This is a genomic window from Ignavibacteriales bacterium, assembly GCA_015709675.1.
Lineage (GTDB): Bacteria > Bacteroidota > Ignavibacteria > Ignavibacteriales > Ignavibacteriaceae > H2-BAC3.
In genome coordinates this window covers 680548-695664 of record CP054182.1, presented here as the reverse complement: position 1 = coordinate 695664, position 15117 = coordinate 680548, and the positions used below count along the sequence as shown (strand labels likewise).

16 protein-coding genes and 1 pseudogene are annotated in these 15117 nt (G+C 46.0%); 13 read left to right on the top strand and 4 right to left on the bottom strand.

What is annotated here, in order from left to right; translation table 11 throughout:
• Positions 1–288: 288 nt before the first annotated feature.
• The 3 genes from HRU80_02495 (at position 289) to HRU80_02485 (ending at position 1795) form a co-directional block, all read left to right on the top strand.
• A complete protein-coding gene (locus tag HRU80_02495) occupies positions 289–492 on the top strand; it encodes a helix-turn-helix domain-containing protein (protein ID QOJ27794.1) in 204 nt (67 codons plus the stop codon).
• A complete protein-coding gene (locus HRU80_02490) occupies positions 489–818 on the top strand; it encodes a HipA N-terminal domain-containing protein (GenBank protein ID QOJ27793.1) in 330 nt (109 codons plus the stop codon). Before HRU80_02495 ends, HRU80_02490 begins: the two co-directional genes overlap by 4 nt.
• An 86-nt stretch (positions 819–904) precedes the next feature.
• Positions 905–1795 (top strand): HipA domain-containing protein, encoded by an 891-nt coding sequence (locus HRU80_02485; protein ID QOJ27792.1) that lies wholly within the window; start codon positions 905–907, stop codon positions 1793–1795.
• 56 nt (positions 1796–1851) lie between these two features.
• On the opposite strand, the gene HRU80_02480 is transcribed toward HRU80_02485, so the two are convergent.
• The 3 genes from HRU80_02480 to HRU80_02470 form a co-directional block, all read right to left on the bottom strand.
• Entirely contained in the window at positions 1852–2313 is a 462-nt protein-coding gene (locus HRU80_02480) for a VOC family protein (protein ID QOJ27791.1), read from the bottom strand.
• A gap of 140 nt (positions 2314–2453) precedes the next feature.
• Positions 2454–3188, bottom strand: a complete 735-nt coding sequence (locus HRU80_02475; protein QOJ27790.1) for an ABC transporter ATP-binding protein — start codon at positions 3186–3188, stop codon at positions 2454–2456.
• Positions 3181–4644, bottom strand: a complete 1464-nt coding sequence (locus HRU80_02470) for an aminotransferase class I/II-fold pyridoxal phosphate-dependent enzyme (GenBank protein ID QOJ27789.1) — start codon at positions 4642–4644, stop codon at positions 3181–3183. Before HRU80_02470 ends, HRU80_02475 begins: the two co-directional genes overlap by 8 nt.
• Positions 4645–4850: 206 nt before the next feature.
• Here HRU80_02470 and HRU80_02465 point away from each other — a divergent pair, with 206 nt between their 5' ends.
• The 3 genes and pseudogenes from HRU80_02465 to HRU80_02455 all read left to right on the top strand — a co-directional run bounded on the left by HRU80_02465 (position 4851) and on the right by HRU80_02455 (position 7210).
• Complete coding sequence (locus tag HRU80_02465; protein QOJ27788.1) at positions 4851–5141, top strand: hypothetical protein; 291 nt, start codon at positions 4851–4853, stop codon at positions 5139–5141.
• Between the two features lie 157 nt (positions 5142–5298).
• A complete protein-coding gene (locus HRU80_02460; protein ID QOJ27787.1) occupies positions 5299–5952 on the top strand; it encodes a hypothetical protein in 654 nt (217 codons plus the stop codon).
• A 346-nt stretch (positions 5953–6298) separates the two neighbouring features.
• Positions 6299–7210: pseudogene (locus HRU80_02455) on the top strand (restriction endonuclease).
• A gap of 61 nt (positions 7211–7271) precedes the next feature.
• On the opposite strand, the gene HRU80_02450 reads toward HRU80_02455, so the two are convergent.
• Positions 7272–8549, bottom strand: a complete 1278-nt coding sequence (locus HRU80_02450) for an ATP-binding protein (protein ID QOJ27786.1) — start codon at positions 8547–8549, stop codon at positions 7272–7274.
• 216 nt (positions 8550–8765) lie between these two features.
• Here HRU80_02450 and HRU80_02445 point away from each other — a divergent pair, with 216 nt between their 5' ends.
• The 7 genes from HRU80_02445 (at position 8766) to HRU80_02415 (ending at position 15111) form a co-directional block, all read left to right on the top strand.
• Positions 8766–9386: a hypothetical protein gene (locus HRU80_02445; protein QOJ27785.1), complete on the top strand. Its 621-nt coding sequence runs from the start codon at positions 8766–8768 to the stop codon at positions 9384–9386.
• 4 nt (positions 9387–9390) lie between these two features.
• Positions 9391–10095: a hypothetical protein gene (locus tag HRU80_02440; GenBank protein ID QOJ27784.1), complete on the top strand. Its 705-nt coding sequence runs from the start codon at positions 9391–9393 to the stop codon at positions 10093–10095.
• 35 nt (positions 10096–10130) lie between these two features.
• On the top strand, positions 10131–10574 hold the full coding sequence (locus tag HRU80_02435) for a hypothetical protein (protein QOJ27783.1): 444 nt from the start codon (positions 10131–10133) through the stop codon (positions 10572–10574).
• Between the two features lie 59 nt (positions 10575–10633).
• Complete coding sequence (locus HRU80_02430) at positions 10634–12148, top strand: hypothetical protein (GenBank protein ID QOJ27782.1); 1515 nt, start codon at positions 10634–10636, stop codon at positions 12146–12148.
• A gap of 491 nt (positions 12149–12639) precedes the next feature.
• Positions 12640–13560: an NAD(P)-dependent alcohol dehydrogenase gene (locus tag HRU80_02425; protein ID QOJ27781.1), complete on the top strand. Its 921-nt coding sequence runs from the start codon at positions 12640–12642 to the stop codon at positions 13558–13560.
• 370 nt (positions 13561–13930) lie between these two features.
• Positions 13931–14575 (top strand): carbonic anhydrase, encoded by a 645-nt coding sequence (locus tag HRU80_02420; GenBank protein ID QOJ27780.1) that lies wholly within the window; start codon positions 13931–13933, stop codon positions 14573–14575.
• Positions 14576–14613: 38 nt separating this feature from the next.
• Positions 14614–15111: a DUF4199 domain-containing protein gene (locus HRU80_02415; protein ID QOJ27779.1), complete on the top strand. Its 498-nt coding sequence runs from the start codon at positions 14614–14616 to the stop codon at positions 15109–15111.
• Positions 15112–15117 lie beyond the last annotated feature (6 nt).

Sequence of the window (15117 nt, the reverse complement as noted above, 5' to 3'; positions counted from 1 at the left end):
AGAAACTGAAGTTACATCCCCCCTCCTCCGACAAGTCGGAGCGAGGACCGCCCTTCGACTTCCCCTCGACTTCGCTCGGGGAACGGCTCGGGGACCACCCGGTGTCCGAGCGGAGTCGAGGACCACCAGTGTCCGAGTTGTCCTCGAGCGGAGTCGAGAGGGAGCCGAGCAGACCAGTGCGAGGCGAAGCAGCCGCGACACATAAAAGTGCATTATACCGCACTTCTATTGACCTTTAACTGATTTTTCTTTAATTTAGCAGCCATTAATGCATTTTACTGCACTTTTATGGAAGATTACAAACAAATTTCCGATCTCATTGTCAGGCGGAGGAAGTTCCTCGGCTTAACGCAGCAGGCACTTGCTCTCAGGGCCGGGGTCTCTCTCAGAAGTCTAAAGTCCGTTGAGTCGGCAGAAGGGAACCCCTCCTTTCTGCTGCTGACCAGAATCCTTAATCTGCTCGGCATGAAACTGCATGCGGTCATCAGATGAGCAATATATATAAAGCGGAGGTGCTGGTAAGAGATATACCGGCCGGTGAGCTGATAAAAACCGCAGAGGGATATATTTTCAGATATTATGAAAGCTATCTTGCTGGCAGAGATCTTCCGCCGGTGAGTCTTTCGCTCCCCCGGCAGAAAGAAGAGTTCTCTTCTCCGCAGCTATTTCCTTTCTTTTTTGGCATGCTTCCGGAAGGGGAAAACAAAGCAATTCTCTGCCGGACACAGAAGATTGATCCGGAAGATTATCTGGCGATTCTTCTTTCCTCAGCGTATAAAGAATCTATCGGAGCAGTCACCGTGAGAAGTATATCATGACCGGAGAGAACCGCTGCCACAGTTGTCTGAAGGAGTGCGTTGATTCTTTCTGCCGATCATGCAGAAGACTTCTTTTTAACGGGAGGATGGTAAGCCACATTCTTCCTTTCAGCAGAAACGGATTTATGGAAGCAAAACTGCAGTCCGGAAGCCGCATTTCCGTTTCCGGCGTGCAGATCAAACATCTGCTGCGCCTGCAGAAGAACCGGTTTGAGCTTGCCGCCTCCGGAGGAGGATATATACTCAAACCCGCAGGTTCGGGAAGTTTTCTCTTTCCTGAATTATTAGCCGCAAACGAACATCTTACCATGCAGGCGGCTTCTCAGGTGTTCGATCTCAAGACAGCCCCGAATGCTTTCATGCTCCTCTCGGACAACTCCCCCGCATATATAACAAAGCGCTTTGACCGGACCAGTACAGGGACTCCTCTCCCCGTCGAAGACTTTGCGCAGATTGCCGGGAAGAGCAGCGAAACAGGCGGTCCGGATTTCAAATACAACAGCAGTTATGAGGAGATCGGCAACCTGATCAGGAAATATGTCTCGGCTCCGGAGCTCGAGCTGGAAAAGTTTTTCCGGCTGGTTCTCTTCAACTATCTGATTAGCAACGGCGATGCTCATTTGAAAAACTTCTCTCTTTTGCGCAACGATGAGTTCGGTGATTATCTGCTTTCGCCGGCTTACGACCTTCTCTGCACCCGGCTTCATCTGCCTAATGAATCCGATACCGCGCTTGATCTGTTCGCTGACGGTTATGAAAGCGAAGGATACAAAGCGGGCTCAAAATATCTTCGGGAGGATTTTGAAGAACTGGGAAGGCGGCTCGGTCTGCATGAAGATAGTGTTCAGACGATTATTAACGATTATATACACAAATCAGAAGATCTGAAAGATCTTACGGAAAAATCTTTCCTTCCCGCTGAATTGAAGAAACAGTATATCTCACTCTATAACGAAAAAGTACGCCGGTTCATGTAACGCTGTTATCCGGACGGCAGCACGGGAGAGTTTTCACGGGCAGAGCAGTACAATCATCACGCCGTAACCAGCTTATCAATCTCAATTTTCTTCATGGCAAGAAGCGCCTTCATTGCCCGGGCTGATTTTGCCGGATCGGGGTTATGCAGCAGTTCGCTTATATTATGCGGCACTATCTGCCAGGAGAGTCCGAATTTATCCTTCAGCCAGCCGCACTGTTCATCAGCGGAAGAGGAAGAGAGTTTATCCCAGTAGTAATCAATTTCATTCTGGTCTTTGCAGTTTACGATAAATGATACAGCGGGATTAAACGTGAAATGGGGACCGCCGTTAAGAGCGAGGAACTCAGTTCCGTTTATGATAAATGATATGGTAAGCACGGTACCTTCTTCAAGCGGGCCTGTTTTATCGTACCGGGTGGTCTGCAAAATCCGTCCGTCTTTAAATACCGACGTATAAAAATTAACCGCCTCTTCGGCATTGTTCTCAAACCAGAGACAGGGAACAAGATTTTTCATGCTATTGAATCCTTATATATTGTGATAGAGTCAACAGATGTGTTACAGCAGTATATATTACAAACCACTCGGGTGCATTGTTAATTGTACATTGTACATTTTCCCCATTACAAATTACTAATTCCTAACTACTAATTCCCCTATATCGTCTCCGTTCTTTTGATGAAGTCATAAATCGTCTGATCTTTGGAGTTCAGCAGTTCATCCGGCGTGCCGGTGAAATAGACTTTCCCCTCGTGCATCATGGCAACACGGTCGGCAACATTTTTCACGCTGAACATATCGTGCGTAACAACAACGGAGGTTACTTTAAGGCGGCCGGCAAGCTCTTTAATCAGGTCGTCAATATTGTCAGACATGATCGGGTCAAGCCCTGTTGTCGGTTCATCATAGAGTATATACTGTGGATTGGTAATAAGGGCGCGGGCGAGGCCTACACGTTTTCTCATACCGCCGGAAAGTTCGCTCGGTTTATTCTTCTGAATTCCCGGAAGCCCGACCATCTCCAGCTTTTCAGCAACCGCTTTATCCATCTCGGTTTTGCTGAACTTCTCGCCGGATTCCACAATCGGCAGCATCACATTTTCTTCCACCGTCATCGAGTCAAACAGAGCCGCTCCCTGAAAAAGAAAGCCAAACATCTTGCGTATCCCATACAGCTCTTTTTCCTTTAGCTCACGGATAAGTTTACCCTGCACAAACACATCCCCCTCATCCGGAGTAAGGAGTCCGACAATATGCTTGAGCATTACACTTTTACCGCAGCCGCTCCGGCCAACTATCACGAGCGTTTCGTTATCCGGTATGGTCAGATCAACACCGGTGAGCACCTGTTTTGAGCCGAACGCTTTTTTGAGTCCTTTAATTTCAATCATATGATTCTAATTTTTTTAGCAGGGCATTAATATAGTGAAAATCATGAAGCGAATACCAGTGCTTCATAAAAACGGAGCGCAGAGTTACCAGAGAAGTCCCCTCTTCAGCCCCGGTAAAGATTTTCCTCGTAACCGAGGGGGGTACGATAAACTTTGACAGGATGAACTCCGGCTCCTGAGCCTCAAGGGAGTTTTCATGATAGACCCGGAGTGAGGCACTGCTTACCTCTGCCGCGGTTCCACTGCCTGCGGTTTTCCAGAAGCAGCATATATCAAGATCGGGGTTGGTCAGGTTCTGGTATTTGCTGCTCTTTTCAATCTTCCGCCAGAAATATTGGGCGGAGTCCAGCGTGGATTGCAGCAGGGAACCGAGTCCGCCGGAGTGTGGGGGCAGCACTTTGTAGGTCAGATAGCAGGCAGCCGCCATCGCACCGGGACGCGAGCCCTCAAGCGCGAACATTCCTATATTCGGCTTATCGGTTATATGATACGTATAAGGCGCAGTATTAAGTATTGCCTCGCGCAGTTTTTCATCCTTATATACCACCGCACCGGCGCCATAGGAGACTGAACCCTGTTTATGAGGGTCAATAGTAATGGAGTCTGCTTCCTGCATATCCCTCAGAGCATTATACACATATTCTGAAATGCCTGCTGTTTCCTCAAACGGGTGCGGATTATATATATCATCCAGAATCACCGACCGGAAGAATCCTCCGTAAGCAGCATCTATGTGAAGGTGGAATCCGTAGCGGTCGCGGAGTTTAAGGATAGCGCCGATATCATCAATGCTTCCCGTTCCTGTTGAACCGATATTGGCAACCACACAGAGCACTTTCTCTTCTTTCAGCCGGTCTTCAAGAGCGTTCAGATTCATCCTGAAGGCGGTATCCACCGGAATCTCAGCAAAGTTCTTTATCCCGAGAATCTGGCAGATGCGCTTCCAGGAGTAGTGCGAAACCTCGCTGAAGAGCACCGAGCCGCCATCCGGGTATGTATCGCGTACAGCCCAGAGCGCCTCAAGATTCGCGAGAGAACCGCCGGAGGCAAGATGTCCCCACCCGGTTTTGAATCCGCACATTTTCAGGAGCAGATCAGTGACTTCCATTTCCATCTCTGTGGTGACCGGACCCCCCTCATAAGCATGATTGTTCGGATTGCTCAGTATAAAAGCCAGATACCCGAGCGGAACGGTAAGCGCAGGGTCTTTAAGCATCTGAGCACTGTACCGGGGGTGAAAATAGGGTGGATTCCCCTCAACCCGCAGCAAAAAAGCCTCAAGTTCCCTTTCGAGGGTATTGCTGTTGAGGCTTGAGGGATACATAGAGGAGTCTTCATTAAAGGTCTTCTGCCTTTTTTCTATGTGATGTTTTAGGACACGGTTTACCAGATCGGTAAACGATGCGGCGTTCTCTGCCTGCGGACCAAGAAATGCGGAAAATGCTTCAGGAATCATATAAAATCGCGGTTTTTAATTACTAAAATAGATAAAAGTAGTCTGAAGTATTACCCTGATATCTTATGAAAGGGTACCGGTCTCTATACTCTTTTTACCGTTTCCGTTTTCCTGACTTTTGAAGAAGTAAAACCGGATAGGAACTTGCCCATCAAAAAAGAACCCGTAACTTACGCACCGGAACTTTTTCTTATGCAGAAATTATAATGAATATAGAGAAACTGCTTTCTTTGAGTGAGAAGGATGTATCCGGAATCTCAAACCCTCTGCTGAGAGCGATGTGGTACGACCTGAACGGAAACTGGGATCGCGCGCATACCATCACCCAGGAAATAGAAGGAAAGACGGCAGCGAGAGTTCACGCGTATCTTCACCGGAAAGAGGGGGATCAGTGGAATGCGGAATACTGGTACCGCAGAGCCGGAGTGAAGCCCTTTGCCGGAGGACTTGACGAGGAAGCAGAAGAGATACTAAAGGAATTGAGAGTTGATACTTGAGACTGTACATTTTACATTGTTCATTGTACATTGATATTCCGATCCGTCTTAATCCTTGCTGCTTTAGCATCCGTTAAAATCCCCGGCCCATTGCGTAGAACGTGATACTTAGCAATTAAATTCATACTTCATAATTAATAACTCATAATTCAGAAACATGTATTTTAACTTAGACAGAGAAATAGAACAATACCTTGAAGCCGGTGAAAAGATCATCTGGACCGGACAGCCAAAGCAGGGGATGATGTTTTCCGCATTTGATCTCTGGGCTGTCATTTTCGGGCTGATATGGACCTCTGGAGTTGTCGGATGGATATATGCAGCATCGGAAGCGGCAATCTGGTTTGCCATGTTCGGACTTCCTTTCCTTCTGGTGGGACTTTACCTCATCTTTGGTAAATTTTACTTTGATAACCGGACCCGGGCTTCGGCTATATATGCCATCACAAACCGCCGTGTTATTATAACCTATAAGCAGCTAAGAAAGAAGTTTTTTTCATACGAGTACGCAAAATTTGTTGATATAGCGCTGCGTGAGAATTCTGATAAATCGGGCACTATCTACTTTTATTTTACAGACGGCGCAAGCCGAAATGCTGTTGCGATGCAAAATACCGATGAAACACTGCAGCGAATTAACAACTCAAATCTCCGCAAGGCAGCAAACCTTATGTTCAGCCAGAGTGAAATGTATGGCGGAGTCCGCGGCGACTGCTTTACCCTGCTTCCAGAGGCAAGAACAGCATATGAAAAACTGGACGGGCAGTTAAAGGCACACCAGGCAAAGTTCGGGAAAAACAATTTAAATTGATAATGGAAAATGGAGAGTGGATAATTGTTTTTTGTAAATAACTCTAAACGCAGAGTAATATTATCGGGTTAACCCCTGAGTCTCCAGCGAATCTGGCGTTAAGATGCGAGCAGTAATTTAAGCTAATATTGGTTTGTCAAATTAACGCCATCGTCCGAAGTGTCCTTATTGTCCCCCGGCGAAGACCAGTTAAGGCTTAAAGGGTGAACTCAGCACAAAGGGTATAATAAACCGGTCCCAAGAATCTGGGATTAACTTCTCTCAGCAACCCGGTAACAGTATGATTGCTTAACAGAAAATTTTATATTTACACTAAACAGTATAAATTTTGTCAAATGGTGAGAATATGATTCCCGGTTTTCAGTCATTTATGTTACCCATTTTGATGTTGCTCTCTAATAAAAAAGAGCACAGCCTTAAGCAGATAATTGAAACACTTGCTAATGATTTCAAACTTACTGAAGAAGAAAAAAGTGAAATGCTTCCGAGCGGGACTCAGGAAGTCTTTAAAAATCGAGTGGGTTGGGCGACTACCTATCTAAAAAAAGCAGGTTTGATTTCTTCCCCTAAACGGGCATTTTTTGTTATTACTGAAGAAGGCATGACTGCTCTAAAGTCGAATCCTGAAAAAATTGATATCGCATTCTTGAAAAATTATCCATCGTTTCGATAATTTCAAAAGAGCAGCCATATCGTTAAACCCCCTGCCGGAGAACCAACTGAGAATAACCAAAGTACTCCGGAAGAAGACCTTGAATCTGCTTATGGCTCACTAAGATCAGCCCTTGCGGAAGAACTTCTCGAAAAAGTTTTAAGTCTTTCCCCTCAGTTTTTTGAAAGACTGGTTATTGATTTACTTGTGGCCATGGGCTATGGCGGTTCGATTACCGATGCGGGGAAAGCAGTAGGCAAGAGCGGTGACGAAGGCATTGACGGCATCATAAAAGAAGATAAACTCGGACTCGACATTATATATATTCAGGCAAAACGCTGGAAGCCGGGCACAGTAGTCGGAAGACCAGAAATTCAAAAGTTCGTTGGAGCTCTTGCGGGTCAGGGCGCGAAGAAGGGCATATTCATTACAACCTCTCAATTCTCAAAAGATGCTGTTGATTATAACCCTAAAAATGAGACCAAGATCGTTCTTATTGACGGGGAGAAGCTTTCACAACTAATGATTGACTACAATATCGGATGCTCAGTAGAGAGAACTTTTGAACTAAAGAAAATTGATAATGACTATTTCGAAGAGGAATAATTATAGAAAGGTAACTTTCTAAAAGTAATTCATCTGACTTTCGTATCAGCTGATTAAATCTTCATCGTTCACTCAGCAGCCATTTCCAAACCGGATAAACATGTATCGTTTTTCCATTCTGACTGTATTCGTACTCCTGATCAGAAGTAAGTATTGTTCCCTCTGAGTGTCCAAAAAACTCAAGCGCATTGATTAGTCCGTTATATTCCCGTTCCTGATTGTCCGGAGTAATATTCCAGCTTACCTGAAAACATCCGTTTATACTCCCCTCCTGCTGAAGAATAAAGTCGCATTCACTTTTTCCATCTGCAAAATAATATACGCTGCCCCTTCTTGCCAGTTCATTATGAACAAGATTTTCAAGAAGCCGTCCGTAATCCCTGGTTACTTTAAGAGATATACGGGGGATAAATCCATTGTCTGCAACATAGAGTTTCTTTTCGTTGCTGATCTGCTTCCTGATGCTGTAATCGAATTTGCTAATGACCGCCGCAAAGTAGGTTTCGGTGAGTGAGTGTATATAGGATTTAACGGTATTCACGCTTCCGAAGCCCAGAGAGTTTTTTAATCTTGTATAACTGAAACGGCTTCCAAAATTGGTAATCAAATACTGAAAGAGCTCCCGAAGCTCCATCGGATTCGAAAGTCCGTATCTGAGGGCGATATCCTTAATAACAACATCCTCATAAGTCCGGGTGAGAATATCATACTCTTTATATGTCATAAATTCCGGCATGCCTCCTTCCGTCAGATAACTGTCAAAGGCTGATTTCAGCACGGCCCTTTCCTTTGTTGTATATACAGTGCCCATGCCTTCACTGATACCGGAAAATTTCAGATATTCCGGAAAGGAAAACGGGTAAACAGTTACATCTGCGTGGCGTCCGGTAAGTTTTGTGCCAATTTCACGGCTGAGCAGATTTGCGCTTGAACCGGTTATATAGAATTTATATCCGTCATCCAGAAATCTTCTGACAAAACGTTCAAATCCCGGAACGTTCTGAATCTCATCAATCAGAAAGGTTCTCCTCTGACCAAACTGGCCTGTTAAAATCTCATAAAGTTCATTGAATCGCTCTGCCGGAAAACCTATCAGGCGTTCATCTTCAAAATTTATGTAGTGGAAATCCTCATTATGATAATAAGCGGATGCGATCTGACGGAGTAAGGTTGATTTGCCGGTACGCCGCAGACCAGTAATTACAACCGTATGCGGCAATGGCTTATAGCGTTCTACTTTTTGCAGAACAGTTCTGGTAACACCTCCGGATTTTCTTAAAAAAGAGGTCCTCTGCTCAAGGAGGACAGAGGCTATTGAATTACGGTCGGTTAAGCTCATACTTTGAAAGCAAATTGGTTTTTGATAGATCAATATAAGAAAATCGTTCATTCTGAATGCACAATTTCCGCTAAAATCGTTCATTCTAAATGCACAATTTCCTGTAAAATTGTTCATTCTGAATGAACAATTCCGGTTTTCCTGCAAATATCCCCCGCTTTCGTATATTTACGCCATGTTTAGCTGTTCTCTCATCAGTCAGTCCGGCGGAGAATTATGATTCTTCTGCAGATCGTAACAGGCGCTCTTGCCGTGTTGGTGGTCTATTTTCTCCTCTCCCCTGCCAATCCGGCCTTCCGGCTTGGGATTACGGTTCTGGCCGCGGGTGCCTATTCACTCCTGAGCCAGCTTACTCTTGCGGAACGGCAGGACCGGTATCTGATTACGCTGATTATTATTCCGCTGTTTCTGTTTATGACCGGAGTGGGGGCGCTTGGCTGGTATGCTCAGACAACCGATCCGGCGCGGGATGACTCCCTCCGGGCAGAAAATGAGCTGATGATCACCTCCGGAATGATTAAGGATGCACTTTATACAGTCAGCCTCAGATCGCTGGAGCGCCACTCCTCCGGAGCGGATAGTCTCCTGATCCCCGAGGCGCAGGATACCGTGAACGGATATGCCCTTATCGGAAAAAGCATTGAGACCCCCTATAACGGAACCGGTATATATCTGTTCCTTGAATATGCGGGGGAGGAGTCCATGGTCATCAGCGGACTTTCTTCAAGAATCGGGGGAAAGAATCCGGAGTTCGTCAATTCAGGCGGATATACCGGATGCCTGGAGTTCCGTGCACGGCTTACCCCGGCAGGGATCTCGGTAGAAAGGGTGAATTAACCTCGTGACTACAGAACGGCAGCTGCTTGTTATCATGCTTGTGACCCTGCTCCTTATTACCGGTGAGTTTGCCGGTCTGGAGCGGCTGAGGGGACTAACCATGCTCCCCTGGAGCGGTGATATATATACTGCGGAAGCAGGCAGACCGGTGCATCTTCTTCCGGTGCTGTTTTACGGAATCCTTCTCCCCGTGCTTTTTGCTGTCTCCCTGCGCGGATTGCTGCGGCTCAGGCATGCGGGTGCTAAAACCTCAGCATATGCCCTCTCGGTCAGCACCTGGTCAATGCTGCTGAGTATATATATAATTTTCCTGTTCCTCTGGCAGTCCTCCTCTGCCGCGGCGATGATAACAGAGCATCAGCAGACCCGGGAGAAAATGCAGCAGTCGGTCATGCGGGATGTTCTGCTGCTTGAACTGAACGAAGTCTGCTTTCTCACCCGGGAGAAAATGCTTCTGCCTGATTCACTGGGAGGCATCGGAAAAAATTTCTCCGTTTACGCAGGAAAAGAAACCGGACTGCTTAAAAAGATACTCGGTAATGCATCATTCGCAGCGCTGGATAAAATCATGATTTCCGGCCTGAACGATACCAGCATCAGCTTCACCGCTATCAGCCGGGACGATCTTTACACCTTTGATGCACGGGTCATAAACAACAACAGCCAGATCATCTACGAACAGCTCCCGGTAAGCGGAGAGCAGAAGTGAACTTTTCCTGATTCCCTAACAAAAGAGAATTCTCTATGAACAAATCCTATCCTCCTGAGATGCATACGGCGGAGCATATTCTGAACGGCACGATGGTTAAGATGTTTGGCCGCGGCAGGTCATTTTCTGCACACATCGAAAAGAAGAAAAGCAAGTGCGACTACCGCTTTGACCGCGATCTCACTCCCGATGAAAGATCCGAACTTGAAAGCCGTGTGAATGCTGTCATCACCTCAGAACTTGATGTAACGGAAGAGTTCATCCCCAGAGCGGAAGCAGAGCGGCTCTATAAGCTGGAACGTCTTCCCGAATATGCCGGTGATGAAATCCGAATTATTAAAGTCGGTGACTATGATGCCTGCCCCTGCATCGGCCAGCATGTAAGTAATACAAGAGAAATTGGCGGATTTAAAATTATCAGCTCTTCGTTTGAGGATGGTGTGATGCGGCTGAGATTTAAGTTAACAGGTAATAATTAAAAGGTAAAAGTAGCTCAAAACTAAGAACTAACCACCAAGAACTAAGAACCCAGCCATCTTTGAAAAATTTTGCAAAACTTTCAGGTGAAATTGAGGGGAATAAAAATACTCCCGTAATTATTGATGCCATTCTTCACTGGCTCAGGAGTTCTCCTAAACAGGATGCACTCGCCGGTGTAAGTCTTCTGCTTGGTTATAAACCCACTAAACTTCTCACTCCTGAAAAGCTCAAAGAATTAGCACTGATATATACGGGTTATCCTGACTATCTGTTTGAGGAATCTCAGGCGATAACAGGAGATCTTACAGAGACGGTTTCGCTGATTACCGGCAATTCGGATTCTGATGCTTCTTTTTCTCTCCATGATCTGCTGAATAACATTCTTCCCGCATTGAAACAGGCAGCACCGGAAATTATTCAGGAAAAGCTATTCCGTCTGTGGAGATCACTTCCCTCAGATGAGAGAATGCTTTTAAACCGCTTTCTTACCGGTAAATTCCGCTCCCCCGCAGATGAGCATACGGTAGTAAAAGCTCTCGCGGAATATTACCGCATTCCGGTTAGGCAGGTATATATACTCCTGAGCAGTCACCACACTGAAAAAGATCTGCTGAGCGCGGATCTCTTTACGCCGGCACTTAACCGGGAAAATTTTACGGATGAATTCCCGCTATTCGCTCCTGAAATCATAACAGATATCAATGAATTACCATCCGGTGATAACAGCTGGCTTCTCTGCGGCTTTGGCAGCGGACTCCGCGTTTTGCTTGAATCAAATGATGACGGTGTATTCCTCTGGGCTGAAGATTGGCGCCTGATGAATTCTCATTTCCCCGAAATCGTATCGGCCGGTTATGATCTGCCTCCGTTTACTCTTCTTGAAGGTGAGCTGACAGGATTTCCTGAAAAAGAATCTGCTTCCATTCTTGAAAAACGTATTAATAAAAGGAAACCCGATACCAAAACTATTTCTGAATACCGCGTGCGCTTTCTTGCAAGGGACTGCCTTATATATAACACTGCCGGGCTGATGAACCTGCCGCTTTCAGAGCGTCTTACCTATGCTCATAATGCTGCGCTCTCATCTCCGGGTGATCTCATCGGTTTTGCCGAAAGGAAACCACTCGCAGATATTAAAGACTCTGCCACAAATCCCGGTTCCCTCTTTGCTTCGTTTCCTTATGGTGTGCTCCTGCAAAATTCGGGAAGTATATATGGCGGCGGTTTTCTTCTCAGGCCCGGACCCCGGATTATTAAAGCCGTTCTGGTCTATGCACAGCAGGGCACGGGACGTTTTACCGGAATCTATTCTGAATACAGCTGGGGAATCAGGCAAGGTGAGGAGACCGTGGTTATTGCGCGCTCCAATGAGGGACTGACCGAAGATGAAATTTTACGAATTGACCAATTTGTTAAGGAGAAACGGACGGAGAAATTCGGCCCGGCAGCCGCAGTCCCCCCTGAAATCTGGGCTGATATTACCTATGAGCGAAAAGAGGTTTCAAAGCGGCATAAAGCAGGAGTTGTGCTCAGGGGCATTAGCAAAGTTGCGTTAATGAATAATGAAAAATGAAGAAGTAAAAAATTTTTACTGGTTCTCGCACCATAATCCTGTCAATCCTGTACATCCTTTAATAATGTTCTCCCCGTTTGCACGCGAATTTTAAACAGATGTCAAAACAACGCTGATGAACACGGATCGGAAATTCAATGTAGGATGAACAATGTAAAATGTACGGAGGGATCCCCTCACAATAATCCTGTTAATCCTGTACATCCTTTAATCATGTTCTCCCCATTTGCCGGCGGATTTTAAACGGCTGTCAAAACAACGCTGATGAACACGGATCGGAAATTCAATGCACGATGAACAATGTAAAATGTACGGAGGGATCCCCTCACAATAATCCTGTCAATCCTGTACATCCTTAAATCGTGTTCTTTTGGCCGATTATTACCTTTCACCCGCCCGCCAAAACCGCTCATATAATCATAAGTTTTATTAATCAGCGTTTTCTATAGATTTGAGGTTTATGTCATGACATTCATTAGAGAGATGCAATTATGAAAGCTGCTGTCTGCACTGCTTACGGTCCGCCGGAAGTTGTAGTCATAAAAGATATTTCCAAACCGGTTCCGGGAGGAGGAGATATCCTGGTTAAGGTTGCCGCCTCCGCGGTTAACTCAGGCGATGTGCGTGTACGGGGACTTGCCGTCACCGGTTTTCTCCGGATAATAATGCACCTGGCCGTTGGTTTTACCAGACCTCGTAAACCGGTTCTCGGGGTGGTTTTTGCCGGAACGGTTGAAGAAACCGGCGCGAAGGTCACTGAGTTCAAACCCGGTGATCATGTGTACGGACTGACCGGATTCCGGTTCGGCGGTCACGCGGAATATATATCCGTTCCCGCAAAAAGCATTGTGGTAAAAAAGCCCGTAAATGCTTCGTTTGCTGAATCTGCCGCTATTTTATTCGGCGGTCAGACCGCTCATTTTTTTCTTCACAAAGCCGGCATTGAACAAATGAAAAGTCCCTCCGTTCTGATCATCGGAGCAACGGGCTCTGTTGGTTCAGCCGCAGTGCAGATAGCCAGATATTACAACGCCCGGGTAACTGCTGTCTGTTCATCAGCGGGAGCAGCTCTGGCACATAATCTGGGAGCAGAAAAAGTTATTCCGTATGACAAAGAGGATTTTACAAAATCCGGAGAACGGTTCGATATTATCTTTGACGCGGTGGATAAAGCTCCGGAAAAACTCTGCTCCCGCCTGCTTTCCTCAGGCGGTATATATACTACCGTCGGCGGCATGAATTACGCTAAGGAAAGCCGCGAACAGCTTCTCTTCCTCAAAAAGCTGTTCGAGGAAGGAAGTTATCAGGCGGTGATTGATAAAGTCTTTTCTCTGGAGGATATCGTTTCTGCCCACCGTTATGTTGATACCGGGCGTAAAAAAGGAAACGCGGTTTTGTTAATTAGTAATTAGGAGTTAGTAATTAGTAATTGGAAGTCATAAGGGATAATTATATATATTAGTTAGTCATATGGTGTAAGGGGTTCTGATTTTGTAATTTTCTCTCTCTGTGCCTGTTGTCGGTAATACACATAGTTCCATGCACTGATTTATAACGATCCGGTTTTCTGATCAGACTCCGGGAACCCTGCTCTGCCAGAACCCCGCTTGACCGCATCCTTAGGAAAACTGAGAATCCTTTACTTCGAGAAAGGCACTATTCTCCATTCTCAATTCTCAATTATCAATTATCAATTATCAGTTCTTACTTCATCTTTCATAATTCATAATTCTTATCGTATTTTGCGGGGCATTATTCTCAGCTCAACCAATCAAGAGATGAATGGATTTTAAGACAATTTTCCGGAATAATCAGGAGTGGGTAGCTTCCAAGCTGGCTGCCGACCCGGATTTCTTCAAAAATATGGCCAAAGGCCAGAACCCTGAAATACTCTACATCGGCTGTTCTGACAGCCGTGTTACGGCAGAAGAACTTATGGGAGCAAAGCCCGGTGAAGTGTTTGTACACCGGAATGTGGCGAACCTGGTCATCAGCACCGATAATAACCTGAACGCGGTTATGCAGTATGCGGTTAATGAGCTTAAAGTGAAGCATATTATCGTCTGCGGGCATTATGAGTGCGGCGGCGTGAAGGCAGCAATGAATCCCCGGGATCTCGGGCAGCTAAACAGCTGGCTTCAGAGTCTGAGGGATGTTTACCGCTTTCACCGGGAACAGCTTGATGCCATCGAAGATGAGGTTGAACGGTATGACCGGCTGGTTGAGCTTAACGTGAGGGAACAGTGCATAAACATTATAAAAATTGACCATGTGCAGCGCGCATGGTACACCTCCGGATTCCCGCATATTCACGGCTGGGTCTTTGACGTGAGAACCGGACGGCTGAAAGATCTTGGGCTGGACATGAAAAAAATCTTCCGTGACGTAAAAAGTATATATGACCTGAGGCCCCTGCTCAGTCAATAATTACCTAATCAGCCACATCATAAAAAAAAGAGGCCAACATGAGTACGTATTCCATTGAAATCAAGTGGGGAATTCTGTTTGTCCTGATGCAGCTTGCCTGGATGATCGCCGAACGGCTTGCCGGTCTGCATGACGTCCATATAGCCCAGCATCATATATACAGCAACTTTGTAGCCATCCCCGCCATCGCGGTGTATGTGTTTGCCCTGCTGGATAAACGGAGGTCATTCTACGGCGGTTATATGACCTTCAGGCAGGGTTTTATCTCGGGATTGTTCATAACGCTCGTGGTTACGCTGCTAAGCCCGCTTACACAATATCTTACCTCCGAGGTAATCTCTCCTGAGTATTTTTCTAACGTTATCCGCCACTCGGTTGAATCAGGAATGATGACGCAGCAGCAGGCAGAAGAGTATTTCAACCTGAAAAGCTATCTGATGCAGGTGGTAATTGCCACTCCGCTGATGGGGCTTATAACCACCCTTATCGTTGCATTTTTTGTCAGGAAAAATCCTCCGCCCGATCATTCGGCCTGATATCAT

Bases quoted from the DNA above. Each gene is read 5' to 3' on its own strand.
- HRU80_02495 (QOJ27794.1), top strand. From the start codon at position 289: ATGGAAGATTACAAACAAATTTCCGATCTCATTGTCAGGCGGAGGAAG.
- HRU80_02490 (QOJ27793.1), top strand. From the start codon at position 489: ATGAGCAATATATATAAAGCGGAGGTGCTGGTAAGAGATATACCGGCC.
- HRU80_02485 (QOJ27792.1), top strand. From the start codon at position 905: ATGGTAAGCCACATTCTTCCTTTCAGCAGAAACGGATTTATGGAAGCA.
- HRU80_02480 (QOJ27791.1), bottom strand. From the start codon at position 2,313: ATGAAAAATCTTGTTCCCTGTCTCTGGTTTGAGAACAATGCCGAAGAG.
- HRU80_02475 (QOJ27790.1), bottom strand. From the start codon at position 3,188: ATGATTGAAATTAAAGGACTCAAAAAAGCGTTCGGCTCAAAACAGGTG.
- HRU80_02470 (QOJ27789.1), bottom strand. From the start codon at position 4,644: ATGATTCCTGAAGCATTTTCCGCATTTCTTGGTCCGCAGGCAGAGAAC.
- HRU80_02465 (QOJ27788.1), top strand. From the start codon at position 4,851: ATGAATATAGAGAAACTGCTTTCTTTGAGTGAGAAGGATGTATCCGGA.
- HRU80_02460 (QOJ27787.1), top strand. From the start codon at position 5,299: ATGTATTTTAACTTAGACAGAGAAATAGAACAATACCTTGAAGCCGGT.
- HRU80_02450 (QOJ27786.1), bottom strand. From the start codon at position 8,549: ATGAGCTTAACCGACCGTAATTCAATAGCCTCTGTCCTCCTTGAGCAG.
- HRU80_02445 (QOJ27785.1), top strand. From the start codon at position 8,766: ATGATTCTTCTGCAGATCGTAACAGGCGCTCTTGCCGTGTTGGTGGTC.
- HRU80_02435 (QOJ27783.1), top strand. From the start codon at position 10,131: ATGAACAAATCCTATCCTCCTGAGATGCATACGGCGGAGCATATTCTG.
- HRU80_02425 (QOJ27781.1), top strand. From the start codon at position 12,640: ATGAAAGCTGCTGTCTGCACTGCTTACGGTCCGCCGGAAGTTGTAGTC.
- HRU80_02420 (QOJ27780.1), top strand. From the start codon at position 13,931: ATGGATTTTAAGACAATTTTCCGGAATAATCAGGAGTGGGTAGCTTCC.
- HRU80_02415 (QOJ27779.1), top strand. From the start codon at position 14,614: ATGAGTACGTATTCCATTGAAATCAAGTGGGGAATTCTGTTTGTCCTG.